The organism is Paenibacillus sp. V4I5 (assembly GCF_030817255.1).
In the GTDB taxonomy this organism is placed as follows: domain Bacteria; phylum Bacillota; class Bacilli; order Paenibacillales; family NBRC-103111; genus Paenibacillus_E.
The window spans coordinates 4,581,777-4,602,477 of sequence record NZ_JAUSZB010000002.1 but is presented as its reverse complement, the minus strand read 5'-3'; the positions used below and the strand labels follow the sequence as shown (position 1 = coordinate 4,602,477).

General features: G+C 43.9%; 25 protein-coding genes, 1 tRNA gene and 1 pseudogene. 22 read left to right on the top strand and 5 right to left on the bottom strand.

The window, feature by feature from the left end; genetic code table 11:
- Positions 1-2: 2 nt before the first annotated feature.
- Complete coding sequence (locus QFZ78_RS23000) at positions 3-494, top strand: DUF4446 family protein (protein ID WP_307550987.1); 492 nt, start codon at positions 3-5, stop codon at positions 492-494.
- Here QFZ78_RS23000 and yyaC read toward each other — a convergent pair.
- On the bottom strand, positions 469-1,092 hold the full coding sequence (yyaC, locus tag QFZ78_RS22995; protein WP_307550985.1) for a spore protease YyaC: 624 nt from the start codon (positions 1,090-1,092) through the stop codon (positions 469-471). The genes QFZ78_RS23000 and yyaC overlap by 26 nt on opposite strands.
- A 97-nt stretch (positions 1,093-1,189) precedes the next feature.
- Between yyaC and QFZ78_RS22990 the strand changes: the two genes are divergently transcribed.
- From QFZ78_RS22990 to QFZ78_RS22970, 5 genes are all read left to right on the top strand, one after another.
- Positions 1,190-1,426 carry a putative Se/S carrier protein gene (locus QFZ78_RS22990; RefSeq protein ID WP_082615209.1) on the top strand — a complete coding sequence of 79 codons (237 nt, stop codon included), beginning with the start codon at positions 1,190-1,192 and terminating at the stop codon, positions 1,424-1,426.
- Between the two features lie 18 nt (positions 1,427-1,444).
- Complete coding sequence (locus QFZ78_RS22985; RefSeq protein WP_307550983.1) at positions 1,445-2,284, top strand: mechanosensitive ion channel family protein; 840 nt, start codon at positions 1,445-1,447, stop codon at positions 2,282-2,284.
- Positions 2,285-2,335: 51 nt separating this feature from the next.
- Positions 2,336-2,551 carry a DUF951 domain-containing protein gene (locus QFZ78_RS22980; protein WP_029196148.1) on the top strand — a complete coding sequence of 72 codons (216 nt, stop codon included), beginning with the start codon at positions 2,336-2,338 and terminating at the stop codon, positions 2,549-2,551.
- A 69-nt stretch (positions 2,552-2,620) separates the two neighbouring features.
- A tRNA-Ser gene (locus QFZ78_RS22975) sits at positions 2,621-2,708 on the top strand.
- 160 nt (positions 2,709-2,868) lie between these two features.
- A complete protein-coding gene (locus tag QFZ78_RS22970) occupies positions 2,869-3,303 on the top strand; it encodes a hypothetical protein (protein WP_307550980.1) in 435 nt (144 codons plus the stop codon).
- 48 nt (positions 3,304-3,351) lie between these two features.
- Here QFZ78_RS22970 and QFZ78_RS22965 read toward each other — a convergent pair whose 3' ends face one another.
- On the bottom strand, positions 3,352-4,716 hold the full coding sequence (locus tag QFZ78_RS22965) for a right-handed parallel beta-helix repeat-containing protein (RefSeq protein WP_307550978.1): 1,365 nt from the start codon (positions 4,714-4,716) through the stop codon (positions 3,352-3,354).
- A 194-nt stretch (positions 4,717-4,910) separates the two neighbouring features.
- On the opposite strand from QFZ78_RS22965, the gene QFZ78_RS22960 reads away from it, so the two are divergent.
- From QFZ78_RS22960 to QFZ78_RS22940, 5 genes are read left to right on the top strand one after another with little or no spacing between them, the layout of a single operon-like run.
- Complete coding sequence (locus tag QFZ78_RS22960) at positions 4,911-6,152, top strand: hypothetical protein (RefSeq protein ID WP_307550976.1); 1,242 nt, start codon at positions 4,911-4,913, stop codon at positions 6,150-6,152.
- Between the two features lie 60 nt (positions 6,153-6,212).
- Entirely contained in the window at positions 6,213-6,938 is a 726-nt protein-coding gene (locus tag QFZ78_RS22955; protein WP_307550974.1) for an ABC transporter ATP-binding protein, read from the top strand.
- Positions 6,925-7,677: an ABC transporter permease subunit gene (locus QFZ78_RS22950; RefSeq protein ID WP_307550973.1), complete on the top strand. Its 753-nt coding sequence runs from the start codon at positions 6,925-6,927 to the stop codon at positions 7,675-7,677. Before QFZ78_RS22955 ends, QFZ78_RS22950 begins: the two co-directional genes overlap by 14 nt.
- Positions 7,678-7,689: 12 nt before the next feature.
- Complete coding sequence (locus tag QFZ78_RS22945) at positions 7,690-9,117, top strand: sensor histidine kinase (RefSeq protein ID WP_307550972.1); 1,428 nt, start codon at positions 7,690-7,692, stop codon at positions 9,115-9,117.
- Between the two features lie 17 nt (positions 9,118-9,134).
- The gene (locus tag QFZ78_RS22940; protein WP_307555850.1) at positions 9,135-9,830 is read left to right on the top strand and encodes a response regulator transcription factor; all 696 of its coding nucleotides are present in this window, start codon (positions 9,135-9,137) and stop codon (positions 9,828-9,830) included.
- A gap of 68 nt (positions 9,831-9,898) precedes the next feature.
- Here the strand turns inward: QFZ78_RS22940 and QFZ78_RS22935 are convergent, their stop codons facing one another.
- Positions 9,899-10,171, bottom strand: coding sequence for a hypothetical protein (locus QFZ78_RS22935; RefSeq protein ID WP_307550970.1), 273 nt, complete (start codon positions 10,169-10,171; stop codon positions 9,899-9,901).
- 25 nt (positions 10,172-10,196) lie between these two features.
- Complete coding sequence (locus tag QFZ78_RS22930; RefSeq protein ID WP_307550969.1) at positions 10,197-10,388, bottom strand: YjzC family protein; 192 nt, start codon at positions 10,386-10,388, stop codon at positions 10,197-10,199.
- Positions 10,389-10,630: 242 nt separating this feature from the next.
- Here QFZ78_RS22930 and rpsF point away from each other — a divergent pair, with 242 nt between their 5' ends.
- The 11 genes and pseudogenes from rpsF to QFZ78_RS22875 all read left to right on the top strand — a co-directional run bounded on the left by rpsF (position 10,631) and on the right by QFZ78_RS22875 (position 20,440).
- Positions 10,631-10,918: a 30S ribosomal protein S6 gene (gene rpsF, locus QFZ78_RS22925; protein WP_028557223.1), complete on the top strand. Its 288-nt coding sequence runs from the start codon at positions 10,631-10,633 to the stop codon at positions 10,916-10,918.
- A 35-nt stretch (positions 10,919-10,953) separates the two neighbouring features.
- Positions 10,954-11,439, top strand: a complete 486-nt coding sequence (ssb, locus tag QFZ78_RS22920) for a single-stranded DNA-binding protein (RefSeq protein ID WP_029196140.1) — start codon at positions 10,954-10,956, stop codon at positions 11,437-11,439.
- 23 nt (positions 11,440-11,462) lie between these two features.
- Positions 11,463-11,750 (top strand): 30S ribosomal protein S18, encoded by a 288-nt coding sequence (gene rpsR / locus QFZ78_RS22915; RefSeq protein ID WP_029196139.1) that lies wholly within the window; start codon positions 11,463-11,465, stop codon positions 11,748-11,750.
- Between the two features lie 82 nt (positions 11,751-11,832).
- Positions 11,833-12,157: pseudogene (locus QFZ78_RS22910) on the top strand (cupin domain-containing protein).
- A 72-nt stretch (positions 12,158-12,229) separates the two neighbouring features.
- Positions 12,230-12,541, top strand: coding sequence for a MazG-like family protein (locus QFZ78_RS22905; RefSeq protein ID WP_029196137.1), 312 nt, complete (start codon positions 12,230-12,232; stop codon positions 12,539-12,541).
- A 6-nt stretch (positions 12,542-12,547) separates the two neighbouring features.
- Positions 12,548-13,462 carry a DUF2232 domain-containing protein gene (locus tag QFZ78_RS22900; RefSeq protein WP_307550967.1) on the top strand — a complete coding sequence of 305 codons (915 nt, stop codon included), beginning with the start codon at positions 12,548-12,550 and terminating at the stop codon, positions 13,460-13,462.
- Positions 13,463-13,480: 18 nt separating this feature from the next.
- A complete protein-coding gene (locus QFZ78_RS22895) occupies positions 13,481-15,451 on the top strand; it encodes a DHH family phosphoesterase (protein WP_307550965.1) in 1,971 nt (656 codons plus the stop codon).
- Positions 15,448-15,897, top strand: coding sequence for a 50S ribosomal protein L9 (gene rplI, locus QFZ78_RS22890; protein WP_307550963.1), 450 nt, complete (start codon positions 15,448-15,450; stop codon positions 15,895-15,897). Before QFZ78_RS22895 ends, rplI begins: the two co-directional genes overlap by 4 nt.
- 615 nt (positions 15,898-16,512) lie before the next feature.
- The gene (dnaB, locus tag QFZ78_RS22885) at positions 16,513-17,877 is read left to right on the top strand and encodes a replicative DNA helicase (RefSeq protein WP_307436910.1); all 1,365 of its coding nucleotides are present in this window, start codon (positions 16,513-16,515) and stop codon (positions 17,875-17,877) included.
- Positions 17,878-18,321: 444 nt separating this feature from the next.
- Positions 18,322-19,608 (top strand): adenylosuccinate synthase, encoded by a 1,287-nt coding sequence (locus QFZ78_RS22880; protein ID WP_307550962.1) that lies wholly within the window; start codon positions 18,322-18,324, stop codon positions 19,606-19,608.
- Positions 19,609-19,777: 169 nt separating this feature from the next.
- Positions 19,778-20,440, top strand: a complete 663-nt coding sequence (locus QFZ78_RS22875) for a hypothetical protein (RefSeq protein WP_307550960.1) — start codon at positions 19,778-19,780, stop codon at positions 20,438-20,440.
- On the opposite strand, the gene QFZ78_RS22870 is transcribed toward QFZ78_RS22875, so the two are convergent.
- Positions 20,437-20,697 carry a hypothetical protein gene (locus tag QFZ78_RS22870; RefSeq protein WP_307550958.1) on the bottom strand — a complete coding sequence of 87 codons (261 nt, stop codon included), beginning with the start codon at positions 20,695-20,697 and terminating at the stop codon, positions 20,437-20,439. The genes QFZ78_RS22875 and QFZ78_RS22870 overlap by 4 nt on opposite strands.
- Positions 20,698-20,701: the final 4 nt, after the last annotated feature.

The following is a 20,701-nucleotide window of genomic DNA, read 5'->3' as shown; positions in this document are numbered from 1 at the left end:
TCATGGGGGAAATGTTTGGCCTTGATGGTGAGGTCATTGTATTAACTTGTTTCGCATTAATCGTTGTGCTATTTATTTTCCTGTTAGTTGTATCCATTAAATTAAGTTCTTTGCGTAAACAATATAAACAAATGATGAACGGCTCACATGCAGAGAATGTGGAACAACTTATTATTGATATGCAAAAAGGATTGAACGAGCAAAAGGCCGAATCAATAGCGACTTCAGCCAAGGTTGAAACGATTCGTCAAGGAATGATGAAGACGAAGTCAAAAGTCACAATACATCGCTATAATGCCTTTAATGAAGGTGGAAGTGATTTAAGCTTTACACTAGCTATATTAGATGATTATCAAGATGGGGTCATTTTAACAGGTATACATAGCCGTGAACAGATGTATTTGTATGCTAAGCCAGTTCAGAATGCACAATCAACCTATACGCTAAGCCCTGAAGAAAAAGAAGCGATTAATCAAACTTTAAAGCAGTCGTAGCATTAGGTGCATAAGATTGCGTGCGACGCAAAGCTGAATGAAGAGCGTCACCAATAATATTGGCCATATTCATTACTAAGCTAAGCCGCGTGTTCTGCAGGACGAAATACTCCATAAATCCACCGACGTTTACAATTCCAGTGACATGGATGTTACCAACTGGAGGTAAATCTTTATTAACACCGGCACCCGGTTTAAGAGGTCCATCAGCAACCTGAATGCAACCGACACTGGATACTTGACCAAGGCAGGCATCGATGGCAACGATGAAGGGGTTTTGGAACTGGTTATGGATTTTATCCACGGTTTCTGCTAAATTCATGGCATGGACAGGCTCATCTAACGTACCGAAAAGATGGAGGTTGCGGAGGTTGGTTGTTCGATTCAAATGAGAGCCAACAAGTGGCCCTAACGAATCACCAGTAGAACGATCGGTCCCTACACATATGACAACGATAGGTTGATAGGTTGGTAGTTTGCTAAAGATGGTGTGCAAATGCTTTGAGAGAAGATAAGGAGTATCGGCATCTGTATGTTGAATTTTCAGTGGTTCTAGAACCGTATTTTTCACTCCATCGAAACCAAATTGGAATTTCATCGTATCCCTCCAAATGTTACTACTTTTTTTACTAGTATATGGAGAGATAGGGACATTTATACGTAGAAGAGGGGGACTTTCCCTGAAACTTTCAATCATGTTGCTAGCGTTCGATTCTACTCAACAAGCATTGAGGGCAGAAATGCTGCTAGAGTATGCAGATATCGAGATTGACATAAGACCAACTCCGAAAGAAATCACCGCGGGCTGCGCACTGTCTATCGAATTTCCAGGAGAGAATTTAGAACAAGTAAGAGACATTATTCATTCTGAAAATGTGGAAATAAGAGGCATCTATTTTAAAAATGAGGATAAATATGTTACGATGGAATGAAATTAAGGGGGGCTTCACATGGCCTTTGTAACTAAGTTTTTTGCAGATTTAGGTCAATGGATACAGGAACATATAAGTAAACCGGAAATGATAGCTTCGATATTTTGGATTGTTGTCAAGATTATATTAATCTATTTTGTAGCTAAAATTTGCATAAAAATAGCTGATAAAACAATTGCTCATATGATTTCAGCAAGAGATAAGTCGCCATTGAAATTTGATAGAAGAAGAACGAACACAATAGGGAGCCTCATACATAATCTAATAGCGTACACGATCAATCTCATATGCATTATGCTTATACTAGGGCAAGTAGGGTTGAATATAGGTCCTTTACTAGCTGGTGCAGGTGTACTCGGGCTAGCGATTGGTTTCGGGGCACAGAGTTTGGTGAAGGATGTAATAACAGGGTTCTTCATCATATTTGAGGATCAATTCGGGGTGGGGGATGTCATTCAGATTGATTCATTCAAAGGTACAGTGGAAGAAATCGGGATTAGAGTGACCCGGATTAAGAGCTGGACCGGTGAAGTGCATATTATTCCAAATGGGAATATCAAACAAGTCACCAATTTTTCCACTTACAATTCACTTGCCGTAGTTGATGTGACGATTCCTCTTCATTTGGATATTGATAAGGCTACGGAAATTCTCAAGGAAACGGTGAAACAAGTTCAACTGCTTACCGATGATATTGTGAAAGAACCTGAGGTGCTTGGTGTTCAGATGGTTGGGACAACGGATTTGAAGATTCGCATTATCGCGGAGTGCAAGCCGACTAGACAATTTAATGTCACGAGACTTTTGAATATCGAGATTAAAAAGCAACTCAATATCACACAAATAGAAGTGCTATAACCCAAGAAGATCGATCATATCCATAAATTCGGAAAAGGCGGTGGCAGACGAATGGAGAAGAAGCAGTATCAACTTGGCGATATTGTGCAAATGAAAAAGCCCCATCCGTGTGGCACCAATGAAATGGAAATCATTCGGATGGGCATGGATATTCGGATCAAATGTGTAGGCTGTAAACACAGTGTGTTAGTGCCGAGAACGAAGTTCGAAAGTAAGCTAAAAAAAGTTCTTCGATCGAATACAGAGATACAAGAAGAGTCCTCCTAACGGATTCAGGAAAAACACTTGCGAGAGCCTGACTTTTTTGATACAATAAGTCCTGTTCTCGCTTTTCATGGAAAGGTACCCAAGTGGTCCAAGGGGGCTGACTCGAAATCAGTTAGGCGTCGCGAGGCGTGCGTGGGTTCGACTCCCACTCTTTCCGTACTTTAGTGGAACCAACATATTGAAACAAATTAAGAGCCTTTTACGTCTATGAAGACGTAGGGGGCTCTTTTGCTTTGCAGATAGGGAATAAAAGGCAAGAAAAGGAAGCAAAATAACTCCATATCTAGGCATAGGTAAAATGAAGGAGGTAGATCGTTTTGAGAATTTGGTTAATGATGCTTCTGGTGCTAGCTGTGGTCATCACAGGGTGCGCCAAGAAGGATGAGGGGGGCACAGCAAGTCCTACTGCTGGCGTGACTGAACAGCCTTCTCCAGCGGCTACTGCGACGCCTGGCGGGATAAGCAGCCCAACGACGGGTGGAACAGCGGCTACTGCGACACCGAAGGCTGGCGACAATGTGACGAAGGATGAGCCGCTTCCTAAGATAACGAAGGAACAGGCTGATAAAATAAGTATGACAGGCACCTACGATGATATGGTGAAGCTGACAGGATCCAAAGGTAAGCTGGTTAAAGAAGAGAATGGAAAGAAAACGTATGATTTCGAGATATCCAATCAACCTGGTTATTACGTGCAGCTCGTTTTCTTCGCAGATGGTAAGATATCGGAGAAACGAGTTTATCAGAAATAGCGACAGCAAAAAGGCCGCACACCCAACTGGGTTGTGTGGCCTTCTTTCTTAAAGGGCAGAAGTGGTTGTATTTGTGCCTTTATTAAAAATTTTCTCACCATTGCCTGAACCCACATTGCCAAAGAGAATAGTTTCTCGGCAATTGGCATCCGAGATTCGGATCGGTGCTTTGGTACAGCTGTTTAGGCTATTACCTATTAACTGATTGTTATCCGAGTACGAACCGCTGTCTTTGCCTTCGGCAACGAGTAAAATGCCGTCTGCTTTACAACTACGAATAGAATTCTGACGAATCTGATTATCATAAGCGTTAATGAGGACAATACCGTTATTACCTATAGTTTGGAGCTGGTTATTGGATATGATATTGCGATGAGGGCGTTTTTGTTGAATGTCCGCTTGCCCCACTAACTGAATACCAATATCATCGATATCATATAAAGTATTAGCAGTAATCATATTGGAGACGCAGTGACCCTTGAGGCGGATGCCATAGGTATAACCTTTATTTCCGCTTGAATTTTTGAAACTCTCAATGATGTTGTCGGAAACGGTATTAAACTGACACGGTTCTTCTTTGGGACCGGATAAAAGGTCAACTCCAGATTGGTAGCATTTCTGCATGCGATTTCTCGCGATGACAGAACGACTGGAGCCATTGGTCAAAGTGATACATGGTTGAAACAGCATGTTGAATTGATTTTGTACAAAATGATGATTTTTACCATTACTGCACCAGATGCCATAACCTTGGGTATCGTAATCCAGCGTTCCGATGATGTTATCGAAGGTACAGTTCTCTACAACAACTCGGTTAGAATCAACGGATTTTACGCCATTATCGACCATTGAAAAGGTGCAGTCTGTGATGGTAATGTCGGTAGCTTGGTCGAGCGCAATTCCACATTCAATTCGTGGCACTGAGGCGTTTCCGAAGGAACCAATTCCTTGAAAAGACAACCCCTGGATATGTACATGTTGAACGGCAGATAAGTTAAGGAGTCCAAATTTATGGGTGGATGACCGAAGGATACTGCTGCTGCCGGCCCCCATTATGGTAACGTTCGTGCTTACGCGTAAAGGTATCTTGAGGAAGTACATGCCTGGCGGAATGTAGACTATGCCACCTGATAGAGCGGCCGTGTCGATAGCGCTTTGGATGTAAGGAGCATCGTCTTCATCATAGCGTCGGTTGCCGCGGGCTCCGAAATCTTTGACATTGTAAATAAGTGTGGAAGGAGATGCTGCTTGAGCAGTTGAGCTATTTGTGAAGATGTCTCCTGCTAAAAAAGCTAAACCTGCGCCGCCAATTGAAGCGAGCAGTTTTCTACGGCTAAAAGAGGGTGTAGATTGGGGCGGAGGGTTTAGATCAGAAGATGCTACTTCACGCTGTCTATCTTTATTTTCGTTCAAAAAATTTCACCTCATCAAAGGAATGGTAGATATAGTAAATTATAAGATAGAGCGAACAGAACGGGAAGAGCAGAAGTATCATCGAAACAGAGTTAATACTTTGTTAATAATTCATTTAGATGGATTCAATAAGCCTATATTAAAATAAATAGTAAGGAAACGTTTCCCCTAAATCGTATTAAAGGAGAACCAAGATGAAACTTAGCAAAAAAGGAATTACTGTACTTTCATTTACGATTGGAGCCTGTCTATTCGTATCTACTGCTTTTGCCGATACACTGCTTGGATCTGGATATGACCGGCTGAAAGATTCAGCAAAAAACACGGCTGCACTCATGGAAAAGGATTTGAACAACTATACGGTCGAGGCGTTGTATACGTTGAAGGATAATAATCAAACCTTGCTTCAAGCTTCCACGATCAAGAAAATGGATACGGCAAAACAAACGTCTGAAGAAAATACGGTGACTAAAGAAGCAAATGGCGAAACCACCTCCAATTATTCGTATTCCGACAATAAGCTTTCAGTTAGGAAAAGCGGCATGGAGGATACCTATTACGTAACGGAATATCCGGCTAATGTGAACAGGAAAGGACCAGCTCAGTTCGACAACCCGTTTAAAGAGAAGGGAGCAGCGGAGATCGAAAAGATTGTTGACGCTGTGGTTGGCTCTCTGAAAGATTATGTGCAAGTAGAGGAAGGGAATGACGGCGGAAAAGTATATGCGGGCAGCTTGTCCGAGGCACAGGTGCCAGCCGTCGTAAATGCTGTCTCCTCCTTTGGTATCAAGCAGATGCTTAACGATGAGATGGATTTACCGGGAATAGAGAGCGACATTTTTGTGAAAAAGGTTGTGGGTACGGCCGTTGAAAATAAAGCAGGCTATCTGGAAAATGTGACGGGTGATATTACCCTATCGGGAAAAGATAAAAATGGTGTTCAGCATGACTTAAACCTAAATGTCATTGTGAAGCTTTCTGAGATTGGCAATACGAAGATTGCCATGCCTGACCTAACAGGCGCGAACGTTGAGAAGGTCAGTTATTCGGGCGGATTCAGCAGCAAATATGTGGGAACATATAAAAATGATATTATTATGGACAAAGACGGCAAGTTTGTGAAGATTGGCGAGAGAACGGTTGAAATCACAAGCGTAGAAGGCGATAAAGTGACAGGAAAGTATTCAGAAACTGTTTATCCTGGTTTTGAGAGCGAGTATCCAAACAAGGATGCATTTGACTTTGCCTACAATCCAGTATCATCTACAACTTTTACTTACACAGATGCGAAGGGTGAACAAAAAAATGGAATGATTCATCCGAACTCTGCCGGCAAGGTTTATTTTGAAATGGGTATACAGGTCATGGATAAAAACTCGTACAAATCTAGCTCGAAACCATATTACGATGGAGAATTTAGACGCATATTTGAATAGAAATGGGGTTCAGGAGGCTGCAAATGCGGCTTCCTGAACATTTTTTGGGGAGATGATGAATTGACAGTCAAGGCGATTGAAATAAACGACTTAACCAAGTCATTTAAGAATGGCCGTGGAATAAGCGAGTTAAACTTAGAAGTAGATCAAGGCGATATATTCGGTTTTCTAGGACCAAATGGCGCAGGGAAGACAACAGCCATGAAGATGATGACCGGGCTCACGAAACCCGACCGTGGCGATGTAAAGATTTTCGGCGCCAGCATTTTAGAAGATTACGTCAATGCCATGAAGCATGTAGGCTGTATGATCGAAACAGCGGAATCGTATCCATATTTAACAGCAAATGAAAACCTGAAATTGTTCGCCAGGTTTTACCCGCAGATTGATCAGCGAAGAATCGATGAATGTCTTGAAATCACAGGCATGTTGAAATTTAAAAATGAAAAATCACAGAAATTTTCACTCGGGATGAAACAAAGGCTGGGGATAGCGGCTGCGATTCTGTCCAAACCAAAACTTTTAATTTTGGACGAGCCTTTAAACGGACTTGATGTCGAGGGGATGCTGGAAATGAGGAAATTGATCAAACAGCTTTCCCAGGAAGGCACGACTTTCTTTATTTCCAGCCACTTGATTCACGATGTGGAATTAACGTGCACAAGAATCGGAATTATTTACGGAGGCAAGCTTGTCAACGTCGAATATACTCAGAATATTCTTTCTTACTATTCTTCGCTTGAAAATTATTTTGTAAGTGAGGTGGACAGGAATGGCAGGGTTTAAAGCTGCATTTATAAATGAATCCGTGAAGCTGCTGAAAAAGAAAAAAATGCTTGCAGCCGTGATTTTGTCCATTCTTGCCGTGGTGATCGGGCAAATTGCCGTAACGACGATTAAGCATGGCCTTGGATTAAGGGTTGTTGGGAGTGTGGAATTTCCCATAGTGGTGCTAACGTTTATCACTTATACGCTTTTACCGCTGTTTGCCATTTTTGTAGCGATCGATATGTTTAACGGTGAATCCTCGTCGAATACGATGAAAATAACGCTCTTAAGGCCGGTCTCCAGATTTGGTATATTTAGTGCGAAGGTTTTAAATTTGGCATTATTTATTATTGGGAACCTTTTGTTTGTTATGCTTCTTTCTTTGCTTGTTGGATTTATATTTAATCCGGCCTCTGCCAGCTACATGGGCATCGTAAAGGTGATTTTATCATATGGCTTAACCTTTCTTCCCGTATTTGTGTTTGCACTTATCGTCGTCCTGTTGTCCAATGTGATCCAGGGGGGACTAGCTGTATTTTTTCTCTCTATTCTGGTGTTTATCGGTTTTAATTTTATGGGTATTGTGTTCTCATCCTATTCGAGTTTTTTTATTACGTCGATGTTTGATTGGTACACCCTCTGGATTTCTGAATCGATTAATGTGTTTAAAATATTCCGACAGATCTTAATCATGTCAGGCTGTGGTATCATGTTATTTACTACGGGGTATTACTTGTTTGACAGGAAGGATATATAGAAAGGAATATACATGCATTTAACCAAACGTTTTTTCACGTTGAATACGCTGGCTGTACTGGTCTCCATTGGTTTGACGTTCCTGGCTGTCATTATTTTTGTTGCTGCTTATACGAAAGTTTTTGGCCGCGAAGCCGGTATGAAGGAGTTTCAAAAAGTCTTCGAAGTTAGGGCAGCGATCAACGAAATCAAAAGAGAAGCACTGACCTTTAAGTTCGAGCAGCTCTTGGATCATAACTATCAACAAATGCTCTCTGATCGAGTTAACGCTTTGGATGCCAGTGCGATCATTTTAATAAATAAAGAAGTTTTGTACGCTACACAAAATTTTAATAAGTTCGATATCGATAAAAGCCTAATGCTGTCTGACGATTCAGCTAGTCTGGATGAGATAGAGCTTGATGGCAAAACTTATATGTTTACCCGAGCGGATTACAAACTTCCTTCTGGCGATAGGGGCATTTTGCTGCTGCTTGCGCCAATCAAGGTGAAAACAGGCTTTTATGTGCTGCTTGGCATTTTTACAGTCAGCTTTTTCACCGTTGTTTTTTTGCTAATGAATTTTTGGATTTCTTATAAGTTCTCACGCGGAATTATTTTACCGATTTCCAGGTTAAAGGACGCTGCTATTAAAATCAGGGAAGGGGATTTAAGCTGCGAGATTTCCGAAGAGGGCGAAGGCGAAATTCGGGAATTAGGCAGAACCTTGGAGTTAATGCGGATCAAGCTGAAGGAGTCTGTCTATGTGCAGCAAAAATATGATGATAACAGGAAGTTTTTAGTTTCAAGCATTTCTCATGACTTAAAGACGCCTGTTACTTCGATTAAAGGTTATATTGAAGGGATTATAGATGGGGTAGCCAAGACGCCTGAGAAACTTGAGGAGTACCTGGAAACTGCACGATCCAAAGCTATTTTGGTGAACGCTATGATCGATGATCTTCTTTTATATTCCAAGCTTGATTTGAACCAGCTTCCTTATCATTTTGAGAAAAGTGATTTGGTGAGCTATTTTGAGGATTGCGTAGCGGATCATAAATATGAGTGTGAAAAAGCTAATATTTCCTTAGAGTTAATAAACGAATTAAAGGAGCCTGTTAAAGTATTAATCGATCGTGAAAGATTAAAGAGGGTCATTCAGAACATTCTTGATAATGCTGTGATGTATGCAGGAGAAGTAGATGGAAAGATTGCCATTATACTCAGGGAAACACGAACGTCTGCTATTATAGAAATAAAGGACAATGGTAAAGGAATACCCGAGAATAAGCTCCCCTATATATTTGAACGATTTTATCAGGTAGACCCTTCAAGAAAAAGCGGCAGCGGACTAGGTCTAGCTATCGCAAAGCAAATTGTAGAAGGGCACGAAGGGAATATATGGGCTAAGAGTGACGTAGGAGAGGGGACTCGGATAATGATTTCTCTGAAGAAGTTCTAGCAAGTTTGGAGGTTATGATGAAGAAAATTCTGATTGTTGAGGACGACCAAAGCATCGCCAATTTGCAAAAGGATTACCTTGAGTTGAGCGGTTATTCGGTTAAGATGGTGAACAACGGATCAGCGGGTTTGAGAGCTCTAAAGGAGGAAGAATTCGAGCTCATTATATTAGATATCATGCTGCCGGATATGGACGGGTTTGAAGTTTTGAGAAAAGTGCGTGAGCAGGATGATATTCCTGTGCTTCTGGTATCAGCTAGAGCAGAGGAAATCTATAAGATTAATGGTTTAGGACTCGGCGCGGACGATTATATTACAAAGCCGTTCAGCTCGGGTGAGCTGGTAGCACGGGTTGGTGCCCATCTAAAAAAATTTGAGCGTATGAAAGAGCGGTTTGGAAATGGGAATGAGGGAAGCAGGATTCAGGTCAGAGGCCTTGAGGTTCAAAAGGATGCCAGGAGAGTTTTTGTGAATGGGAATGAAGTCATTTTGGCGCAAAAGGAATTTGACCTGCTTGTGTTTCTTTTGCAGCATGCCAATCGGGTGTTTGGCAAAGAAGAACTTTTTGAGAGAATCTGGGGGATGGATGCGATGAGCGACACCTCTACCGTAACGGTTCATATTGCCAGAATCAGAGAGAAAATTGAGGAGATCCCATCTAAACCCCAGTATATAGGAACAGTTTGGGGATCAGGGTACAGGTTTATGGTTTGATCATTCAATTGAAAATAGCTGGCACTTAAGTAGCTTAACTACATAAGGGCCAGCTATTCATTTTAATCCTAATAGTTCCTATTCCGACGTCTATAGCTGACAGAGAAACGGTCAATGATATACCCAACAAGGGCCCATGAGGCAATCGTTAACGCATAAATGATGAGCATTCGAAACATGGAAATTTCATAGATGTTCGTAAATGTTGATGCAAACCATGCTGGTACACTGAGCGCGTAGAACAGCATATAAAAGGCATCGTGATCATGAAATAAATAATGAACCAAGCACAAGGCAGCACCTAGAAAGGTGAACAGCCAGGTAAACGTGGTAGTTCTCATAGCTCATTCTCCTAGTCATGGGAACTTATTTTAGCGTTATCTTTTTTCGATGCCATTTTCGATTGTGGTTACTATTTTCCGGGAAAGTGTCACCTTTTTTCAACGTAACGGTTTTGGGATTGTTGATGCCCATGTGAAAAGCATTTTCGCCTATTTCCATATACTCGCCGTCGTTAGGAACATGATCGCCAGCATTGAATTCTGTCCATTCACCCACGATGATCACCTCTTCTTAAGAATAACAATCGTCTTTAGATTACCCCTTTGGAGGGGAAGCATGTATGAATCCCGTTACCAGCTTCCTCCTTCGCAGTTTATTAGAGAAAAACTTGTAATCTGTCGCTCGATTTGCTATAGTATTCAGGTGCGAGTTTTGAATAAGAATCCTCGCTCCTTGCTCCTTCGCTTGTCTGACAAGCTTTAAAGAGGAGCCGCTTAGTCCAAAAGGAGGTGAAATACATGCGCAAATATGAACTGATGTACATCATTCGTACAGACGTTGAACAAGAAGTTGTTCAATCTACGGTAGAAAAGTTCCAAGGCATCATCACGAACGGTGGGGGAGAAATCTCCAAACATGACCTGATGGGCAAACGCCGTCTTGCGTATGAGATCAAGAAGTTCCGTGACGGGCACTATGTGCTGGTACACTTCAACGCAGAACCTGCTGTTGTAACTGAACTTGATCGCGTACTTAAGATTTCGGACGAAGTTATTCGTCACTTAATCGTAAACGACGTAGCTTAAATGCATGCCAGTATTTTCGTCAGGAGGGTTGTTCCATGTTGAACCGTGTTATTCTTATCGGTCGATTGACCAAAGATCCAGAACTTCGATATACGCCAGCTGGCGTAGCTGTTACACAATTTACACTTGCAGTAGACCGCCCTTTCACGAACTCTCAGTCGAAAGAACGGGAAGCGGACTTTATCAATATCGTCACGTGGAGGCAACTTGCCGAAACATGTGCGAACTATTTGCGTAAAGGTCGTTTAACAGCAGTGGAAGGACGTATTCAGGTACGGAATTACGACAACAATGAGGGCAAGCGCGTTTATGTGACCGAAGTTATTGCCGATAATGTACGTTTCCTTGAATCTAGCAACAGCGGCGGTAATCGCGAAGAAGGCGGATCATCTAACGCAAACGCAAGCTACGGCGGCGGAAGCGGCAGTGGCAATCGTGGCGGTGGATCGCGCGAACAGCAGGATCCTTTCATTGATGACGGAAAACCGATCGATATTTCCGATGATGACTTGCCATTCTAAAGTAGAAAGGACTGAACAAACTAATGGCTTTCCAAAAAAGAGATAACAACAGTGAAGATCGCGGCGACCGCAAATTTGCTCCTCGTGGTAAAGGCGGTAAAGGTAAACGTCGTAAGGTTTGTTACTTCACAGTAAACAAAATCAAGCACATTGACTATAAAGATATTGAAACTCTTAAAAAGTTCATCAGTGAGCGCGGGAAGATTCTTCCTAGACGTGTAACTGGTACTTCCGCTAAGTACCAACGTGCATTGACGATCGCTATCAAGCGCTCCCGTACAATCGCATTGTTGCCTTACACAACGGAATAGGGTTAAACCAAGAAGGCAGCTGTATCTAACGGCTGTCTTTTTTTGTATGTCAAGAAGCAAACGACGAAGGGAGAAACCAATCGTGAAAATCCACAAAGAGCAGGCTGAACACTACATATGGGGCGATGATTGCGACGGCTGGTGCGGATAGGACAATTATCCAAGAGCGAATGCCGGTTGGCGCAAGTGAAGTCAAGCATGTGCATCAAAAGGCGAAGCAGTTTTTCTTTATTTTAAGTGGAGAAGCTAAGATGTAGATCGATGGTACGATCATCACTCTGAAGTCCCAGGAAGGTTGTACGATCTTGGCCGGTATTCCGCACCAAATTCGTAACGAATCCTTCGAAGCTGTCGAATTTCTAGTGATTTCAACACCATCAACGCAGGGAGATCGAACAGCTCTGTAGAGGCTTTCTTTTCTTGTGCCTATTTGTGGTATAATTGACACAATAGTCATTGCTAATGAGGAGAGATGACGGTTGCTGAATAGGGAAAAGGATGTTGACCTAGCCAGACGGGCCAAAGTCATTGAATGGCTCAAGACAGAAGTCGTAGATCATGTGGCTCATCTGCTCAAAGGCATATGGGAAGGCAGCCATGTGAAAATTGTAGATGGATTAGCCAGCTTAATTTCGAGCGGTTACATCCTAGGCAGAAGACTAGGCATTTCCTTTCACAGTTTAGACGAAGCTATTGTAGAGAAAATGAAGAAGCACCGCCAAGAGGGCCATCAACTTGAGGACTGGTACGGCGACATTTCATCGTTAGAAGAACATTTACGTAAGAGGTGAGCCCGGTTGGGGAAACAAAGTTGGCAAAGCATCATATGGAGCGCAGTGACGATTGTCTCATTGCTATCTTTAATGACGCCTTTTATTATTTTCACATTTAGTTTTCTCATGATTCCAGTTCTAATGTTATATGTAAAATCAAGTACAAGGCGTTTCGTCATTAGCTATGTGCTCAGCTTGCTCGTTGTTTATATACTTACCCAATGGCAAGGGATATTCCTCATGTCGGTTTCTTTATTCTTCTTACCGCCTGTTCTGGTCATGGGTAACTTATATAAACGTAAAGCCGCGGCAAGATCAGTATTAACGGCAGGAATTATCACGATTCTGGCAGAGTCACTGGTGAGTCTCGTTATCGGGTACGCGCTCGGATTTGATCCGGTTGCGAAGTTCAAGCAATTCATGATGGAAAGTATAGCGACTATGCCTCCAGGAATTCGCGATATTTTACCGAAAGATCAGGATTGGTATGTTAATTTCATCGTGCAAGTGATTCCTTTATATTTAATTTTCATAGCCCTATTCTACACGTTTGTGTCCCACGGCATTAGCCGCTGGCTGCTCAACAAAACTGGAGAAGGGATTCCAGGATTACGCCCGATGAGGGAGTGGATGCTGCAGAAATCGCTTGTCTGGATCTATCTAGTCGTATTTGTTTTAGATTTATTTACTAATCCGGCTTCAATTTCGTTGATTTCTACGCTACTAATGAATGCGATGCCGATGCTTATGCTAGCCTTTGCTATTCAGGCGATTTGCTTTCTATTCTTTGTTGCCCATGCAAACAAGTGGAAACCTATATTACCAATCGTGGCGATTGTATTAGTTTGCTTCATGCCTCCTTTATTTATCGTATACAGCTTATTAGGGGTATTTGATGTTGCGTTTCCAATCCGAGAACGGTTCAAGAAAAATAAATAGGATTAGGAGCTAGTTCGAATGCCGAAGTTCCTTTTGAAGCGGTGGCACGGTCAACATATCGTGTGGATTTTCGTCCTACTCATCATTTTGACAGCCATTATTTATATGTTCAAATGGTGGCTGGGCCTTACAGCCTTCCTGATCTGTGGTGTATTAGCTTACTTTACGCTGCAAGCGGAGACTGCTTTTCGTAGAGAATTAAATACGTACGTCGGAACGATTACACATCGGGTAAAAAAAGCGGGCAATGAAGTCATGAGTGGCCTTCCCATCGGTATTATTTTATATAATGAAGAGAAGCGCATCGAATGGCACAACCCTTTTGTAGCAAAAATGCTTGAGAAGGATTCGGTCATTGGCGAGTCGCTATTTGAGTTCTTCCCAGATCTGAAAAGCAAAAAGGACAAAAACGACAAAAGTGACAAGCTGGAGCTGTCCATTGGAAAGTTTATTTATCAAGTATGGATTCGGCCTGAGGAGCGGCTGCTTTATTTCCGTGAAATAACGGAGCAAGCGATTTTGGCGAAGAAGTATGAAGATGAGAAAACAGCGATCGGCATCGTAATGATGGATAATCTAGAGGAGTCGACGCAAGGTCTCGATGATCAGACCCGCAGTATTATGCTGGCTAAGGTGACTGGTGAGATTACCGAATGGGCTCAGAAGTATCAGATCTATTTGCGCCGGACGTCGTCGGATCGTTTCCTTATTCTGATGGATCAGAAGGCTTTGCGCCAACTGGAACAAACGCGTTTTGAGATCCTGGATGAAGTGCGGGACTTGACGATTGAAAATAAGCTTCCTTTGACGCTTAGTATTGGGATCGCCTCAGGAGCTGAGCAGCTCATGGAACTTGGTCAAATGGCACAGATGGGACTAGATATGTCACTCGGCCGCGGCGGCGATCAGGTAACGGTCAAAGTCGGGCAGCGACTTTCCTTTTATGGCGGAAGAACGAATGCGGTTGAGAAGCGTACGCGGGTTCGAGCTAGAGTCATTTCTCACGCTTTGCGTGATCTAATGAAGGATAGCGATAAAGTGATCATCATGGGTCATCGGTTCCCTGATATGGACTCCGTTGGCGCAGCGATTGGTGTCTTGAAGGCTGTACAGGTTGTCGGGAAGGAAGGCTACATTGTACTGGAGGGCGTCAATCCTTCGATTCAGAAGGTGATGGAGACGATTGCTGCCGATGAGCGGCTGCATCGTTGGTTCATTACGCCGGAACAGGCGATGCAGATTACGACACAGCGCTCGCTGGCGGTTGTTTTGGACACACATAAGGCGTCCATGGTAGCCGAACCTAAGCTGCTGCAGCAGACACACAGGGTCGTGGTGGTCGATCACCATCGCCGTAGTGAGGAGTTCATCCATGATGCGATACTGGTTTATATGGAGCCGTATGCGTCTTCAACGTGTGAGCTTGTGACGGAGCTGCTTCAATATATCAATGAGAAGCTAACCATGGAAGTGTTGGAAGCAACGATGCTGCTGGCTGGGATCGTGGTGGATACGAAGAGTTTCAGCCTCCGTACAGGAGCAAGAACCTTCGAAGCGGCATCCTATTTGCGCCGAAATGGTGCTGATTCCTCTTTAATCCAGCGTTTGCTGAAGGAAGATCTCGATTCGTATATCGAGAGAGCAGAGGTCATAAAACTTACAGAAACGATTTACGAGCATATCGCATTGGCAGTTGCTGAGCCAAATCGCAAATATTCTCAGTTGATGATTGCGCAAGTAGCTGATACATTGTTGAATATGACGAATATTATGGCATCCTTTGTCATCGCCGAACGACCGGACGGATTGATCGGGATTAGCGCAAGATCGCTAGGACAGATGAACGTTCAGATCGTTATGGAGCGTCTGGGCGGAGGCGGGCATTTAACGAATGCAGCTACGCAGATAGATGGCACTTTAGAGGAAGCAACGAATCGATTGAAGAAAGTACTTGAGGAAATGCAGGAAGAGGAGGGACTTTTCGAATGAAAGTCATTTTACTAAAAGACGTAAAAGGCCAAGGTAAGAAGGGCGAAGTGAAAGAAGTATCTGAGGGCTACGCACAGAATTTCCTAATCGCGCAGGGACTTGCTGCTCCAGCTACACAAGGAACCGTTAAGGTGCTGGATAATCAGAAAAAAGCCGAGCAGCGCCGCAAGGATCAAGAAAAAGCCGATGCTCAAGCACTCAGTGAGAAGCTTGGTGAAATGACCGTTCAAATCAAGGCGAAAGCCGGTGAAGGTGGACGTCTATTCGGAGCCATCCCTAGCAAGCAAATCGCAGAGATTCTAGAGAAGCAGTACAAGATCGTAATCGATAAGCGCAAAATCGTGCTGGAAGATCCAATTCGTACACTTGGTGTGACGAAGGTTGCTGTGAAGCTGCACAGTGAAGTAACGGCTAGCTTGAACGTGCACGTGACGGAAGAGAAGTAAGAAGCGGAGTGACGGGCGTTCCGGAGTAAGAGAGAACAGCGTTACAGAGCAAGAGAAAAATGCGTTACGGAGAAAGAACATGGATGCAGGTTAGAGTCCCTTGGAGGGGCTCTTATCTATTGTGAGGTTATACCGCGGTTAGTGAATCTACAAGGTAATTTTCGTAGTTTACTTCGAGGTATTTTATTAGATGTCTGTAGAGATATTTAAGAGTTTAGAGAGCGTAAGAGAGTTTAAGAGATCAAAGAGTGAAGTTTAAATCGTAAAGTGCAACCTGAAATGATAGATTAGCTGGTTGTGCCACTTCTAGGCACCAAATTAGATACCTAATAGCCCAATATCCAGAGTACTTGGAGTAGCAAACTGTTCGATCATACGGCGGAAACTTAGGAATTGGTAAGGTTCCTAGCGTATGAAGTTGCTGAAATAGGACGAATAACGGTCTGTAGACGCAGTCACTAGTTCGTTGAGTTTGAAATGAAAGATAGATTAGTAGTTTAAGCAGAAGACTAAAAGATGAACCATGGATGATAGAAAGCGATTGAAGAGTTTCTCATCCATTTGTGATGCAAGCCTATTAAACTAACTAACGAAAAGAAAGGCGGGTACAGCAGCATGAGCGGAGATAATATGTTTATGGATCGTGTACCCCCACAAAATATAGAAGCCGAGCAAGCCGTACTCGGTGCTATTTTGATTCACGGCGAAGCCTTGATTACCGCCATGGAGCGGATATCAAGCGACGACTTCTATCGTGGTACACATCAACGCATCTTCGAGTCGATTGTAGAACTCGCAGAAGAGCAGGAGCCCGTCGACCTGATCACGCTCACATCGCGCCTACAGAACAAGCAGCAGCTTGAAGAGATTGGCGGCGTGACGTATCTTTCTGAGTTGGCTAATGCGGTGCCAACAGCAGCAAACATTGACTACTACGCAGCTATCGTCGAGGAGAAGTCAATGTTGCGCCGCCTTATCCGCACGGCGACCCAAATCGTCTCCAATGGCTATGCCAATGAGGACGATGTAGGGTCAATGCTCAGCGAGGCGGAGGCGAAGATCCTTGAGATCTCGCAGCGCCGCAGCTCAAGCGGATTCGTGGTTATTCGCGATGTGCTCATGGAAGTATTCGAGAAAGTGGAGCAGCTTTACTCGAATAAGGGAGGGTCAACGGGGATCCCTTCGGGCTTCATTGACCTGGACAAGATGACGTCCGGCTTCCAGCGTTCGGACCTTGTTATCTTGGCCGCCCGTCCTTCCGTAGGTAAGACCGCGTTCGCGCTGAACGTTGCGCAGAACGTTGGCGTGCGGGCCAAGGAAACCGTCGCCATCTTCTCCCTGGAGATGGGCGCGGCGCAGCTCGTACAGCGTATGATCTGCGCGGAAGCGAACGTCGATGCCAACCGCATGCGGACAGGGTATCTCGAGGGCGACGACTGGGAGAAGCTGACGATGGCGATTGGCGCTTTGTCCGAAGCGAACATCTACATCGATGATTCACCATCGATTACGGTCGCGGACATCCGCGCGAAGTGCCGTCGTCTGCAGCAGGAGAAGGGGCTCGGCATGATCCTCATCGACTACCTGCAGCTGATTGCCGGCCGCGGCAAAGGCGATAACCGTCAGCAGGAGGTCTCTGAGATCTCCCGTACGCTGAAGCAAATTGCGCGTGAGCTCAACGTTCCGGTCATCGCGCTCTCGCAGCTGAGCCGGGGTGTAGAGCAGCGGCAAGACAAGCGTCCGATGATGTCTGACCTTAGGGAATCGGGTTCCATCGAGCAAGATGCCGACATCGTAGCGTTCCTCTACCGGGACGATTACTACGATAAGGAATCCGAGAAGAAGAATATTATCGAAATTATTATTGCTAAGCAGCGGAACGGTCCTGTAGGAACCGTAGAGCTTGCTTTCTTGAAGCAATTTAATAAGTTCGTGAATATGGATCGAAGTCACCAAGAAGCAGCAGCCGCGCAGTATTGACGGCTGCTTTTTTTAATTTTCAGAGGGCTAACCTATTAGTTTGCGCAATATCCGAACGATTATACGGGCACATGTGTAATTGTTCGTTTTTAATTGACTTTGCTCAGGGGGACTGCTACACTAGAGACGGTGAAAAAAACCTTGGTCGAATGCCTGCTTTTCGCAAGGCAACTTCGAGATAAGGTCGTTTTTCATGCCGTAAGGTAGGTTCACTTCCTGCAGATGACTGCCGAAGAAACCTGGATGTTCCTTTGCGGTGAGTAAGCCCTCTGAACCGGTTCGCCAAGTATGCAACGGTGTATAGAGGTATTTGCATCGCCAGAGGGAAAGTACGATGGACGCTAGACGCTTTAGCGCTTTAATGAAGTCCAACTTCTCTCTGTGGTACTAAAAGCCATAACGGCTCATTATGGGTGATTCGTCACCGTACGGAGGTAAGTGCATATGTCAACGGTTGTTGTTGTCGGTACGCAATGGGGAGATGAAGGGAAAGGGAAAATCACGGATTTCTTAGCGGAATCTGCTGAGGTCGTTGCTCGTTATCAAGGTGGTAACAACGCAGGCCATACGATCATTATTAGCGGGAAGAAATATAAGCTAACGATGATTCCCTCAGGTATTTTTTACAAAGATAAAGCTTGTGTAATCGGGAATGGCATGGTTATTAACCCGGCTGCGCTCATTGAAGAAATTAACTACATTCATGATAATGGTTTCACAACGACGAACCTTAACATCAGTGACCGCGCGCATGTCATTATGCCGTATCATTTATTGATGGATGGTCTGGAAGAAGATCGTAAAGGTGATAGCAAAATTGGTACGACCCGCAAAGGGATCGGACCTTGTTATATGGATAAAGCAGCTCGTAACGGTATTCGTATCGCTGATCTGATGGACGCGGAAGAGTTTGAATTGAAGCTTAGACGCATCGTTGCAGAGAAAAATGTTGTGATTGAGCAAGTTTACGGTTCACAGGGTCTTGATGTAGAACCAATTCTCAAAGAATATCTCGAGTACGCTGAAGTCATTCGTCCATATGTAACGGATACGTCGGTTGTATTGAACCAATACATTGATCAAGGACGCAGAGTATTGTTTGAAGGCGCACAAGGCGTTATGTTGGATATCGACCAAGGTACATACCCGTATGTTACCTCCTCGAACCCAACCGCAGGTGGTGTATGCATCGGTTCTGGTGTAGGCCCAACGAAGATCCACAACATCATCGGTGTGGCAAAAGCGTACACGACGCGTGTCGGCGATGGCCCGTTCCCTACAGAACTGGACAATGAAATCGGTGCTTGGATTCGTGAAAAAGGCTTTGAATACGGTACAGTAACAGGTCGTCCACGTCGTGTTGGTTGGTTCGACAGCGTTGTTGTTCGTCACGCAAGACGCGTTAGCGGAATCACAGGCTTGTCCCTTAATTCCATTGACGTTCTGACTGGTCTTGAAACGGTGAAAATTTGCACTGGCTACATGTACCGCGGCGAGTTAATTGAGCACTACCCAGCTAGCCTGAAAGCTATCTCCGAGTGTGAAGCTGTATATGAAGAGCTTCCAGGTTGGACAGAAGATGTAACTGGCGCACGTACGTTGAGCGATCTGCCTGAGAACGCCAGACATTATGTGGAGCGTGTTTCCCAACTGACAGGTATTCCAATCGCGATCTTCTCCGTAGGTCGTAACCGTGAGCAAACGAACCTAGTTCGTCCAATCTACGCTTAATCATAACCAAATAAGGCGAAATGTTCGCTTTTCCTGAATAACTTAAGAAATCCTCTAGGCTGTTTACAGCTTAGAGGATTTCTTTTTTATCAAAAAGGGATTTAATGGAGATGATTTCGTCAATACTGGGAGGGAGGAACATGATTTTGCGCCAGGAGTGATAGCGAGTATGAAAATAATAGCATGGTTAAGTAAGATCGTCATTGGAACAGTCCTGATTACATCGATTTCGATGTTTACGACATGGTATGTTGTAAACATGTATGTGGAGGATATTTTTCGACAATATCAGATCCCAGCTTTGGGTAAAAAGGTTCAATTTAACGAATTTGCTGCAAGATTGGCGGGGGAGCTGAATATAGTTATGCGTAGAGACGGGGGGAAGCAAGCTGCCCCATCTGAAAGCCCTGCACCTACGAAGCCTGTTCCTAGTCTCAACCCGTCTGGAAGCCTATCTAGCCCTAGTCCAAACGATCAACTTCCCACAAGTGGAGTTAGTTCTAATGACGGTGATGATGCTTCCCAAGGAGCCAAGGATGATGCCGTAGCCGTTATGGGAAGAGCGCGAAGTGAAGCGAACGAGCAGAAAAAGGAACTCGTCATGTCGACGGAGGATTTTGCCAAAAAGAAAGAAGCACTCTCTAGCGACGATAAGATGAAAATATTTTCTCTAGTTGTTGCCAAGCTGCCGCAAAGTGACGTGCAGAATCTATCCGTTTTGCTCGAAGATGGGATTACCACAGAGGAGTTAAAGCAAGTCAATGACACACTTAAAAAGCACTTAAGTGAGAAGGAATTGAAGCAGCTTACAGATATCCTAAGCAAGTATTAATGGAGTTGTCCGCCGTATTTGATAATCGTATCCTCAGCTTGGCGATAGCGTGACTTCTCAACACTTACCATGAGTGCAAAGGAAGGCTCAGCAGCAAAGCTGTCTACGGATTGAATGAAGCTGTCAGCTTGTTGATCAGAACTAGGTACTACGCCATTATCGAATTTGATATCTAGTACACCTTGTAGTTTAAGTACTTCAGCCGCTTGCTCTAAATTATCCCTATTTTGGAATGTGGCCGCCAAATTAACTTCCATCGTT

Coding starts and splice junctions, on each gene's coding strand:
- rplI (WP_307550963.1), top strand. CDS start 15,448: ATGAAAGTCATTTTACTAAAAGACGTAAAAGGCCAAGGTAAGAAGGGC.
- yyaC (WP_307550985.1), bottom strand. CDS start 1,092: ATGAAATTCCAATTTGGTTTCGATGGAGTGAAAAATACGGTTCTAGAA.
- QFZ78_RS22940 (WP_307555850.1), top strand. CDS start 9,135: ATGAAGAAAATTCTGATTGTTGAGGACGACCAAAGCATCGCCAATTTG.
- QFZ78_RS22945 (WP_307550972.1), top strand. CDS start 7,690: ATGCATTTAACCAAACGTTTTTTCACGTTGAATACGCTGGCTGTACTG.
- QFZ78_RS22870 (WP_307550958.1), bottom strand. CDS start 20,697: ATGGAAGTTAATTTGGCGGCCACATTCCAAAATAGGGATAATTTAGAG.
- QFZ78_RS22875 (WP_307550960.1), top strand. CDS start 19,778: ATGAAAATAATAGCATGGTTAAGTAAGATCGTCATTGGAACAGTCCTG.
- QFZ78_RS22960 (WP_307550976.1), top strand. CDS start 4,911: ATGAAACTTAGCAAAAAAGGAATTACTGTACTTTCATTTACGATTGGA.
- QFZ78_RS22935 (WP_307550970.1), bottom strand. CDS start 10,171: ATGAGAACTACCACGTTTACCTGGCTGTTCACCTTTCTAGGTGCTGCC.
- dnaB (WP_307436910.1), top strand. CDS start 16,513: ATGAGCGGAGATAATATGTTTATGGATCGTGTACCCCCACAAAATATA.
- QFZ78_RS22985 (WP_307550983.1), top strand. CDS start 1,445: ATGGCCTTTGTAACTAAGTTTTTTGCAGATTTAGGTCAATGGATACAG.
- QFZ78_RS22990 (WP_082615209.1), top strand. CDS start 1,190: ATGTTGCTAGCGTTCGATTCTACTCAACAAGCATTGAGGGCAGAAATG.
- QFZ78_RS22880 (WP_307550962.1), top strand. CDS start 18,322: ATGTCAACGGTTGTTGTTGTCGGTACGCAATGGGGAGATGAAGGGAAA.
- QFZ78_RS22950 (WP_307550973.1), top strand. CDS start 6,925: ATGGCAGGGTTTAAAGCTGCATTTATAAATGAATCCGTGAAGCTGCTG.
- QFZ78_RS22980 (WP_029196148.1), top strand. CDS start 2,336: ATGGAGAAGAAGCAGTATCAACTTGGCGATATTGTGCAAATGAAAAAG.
- rpsF (WP_028557223.1), top strand. CDS start 10,631: ATGCGCAAATATGAACTGATGTACATCATTCGTACAGACGTTGAACAA.
- QFZ78_RS22895 (WP_307550965.1), top strand. CDS start 13,481: ATGCCGAAGTTCCTTTTGAAGCGGTGGCACGGTCAACATATCGTGTGG.
- rpsR (WP_029196139.1), top strand. CDS start 11,463: ATGGCTTTCCAAAAAAGAGATAACAACAGTGAAGATCGCGGCGACCGC.
- QFZ78_RS23000 (WP_307550987.1), top strand. CDS start 3: ATGGGGGAAATGTTTGGCCTTGATGGTGAGGTCATTGTATTAACTTGT.
- ssb (WP_029196140.1), top strand. CDS start 10,954: ATGTTGAACCGTGTTATTCTTATCGGTCGATTGACCAAAGATCCAGAA.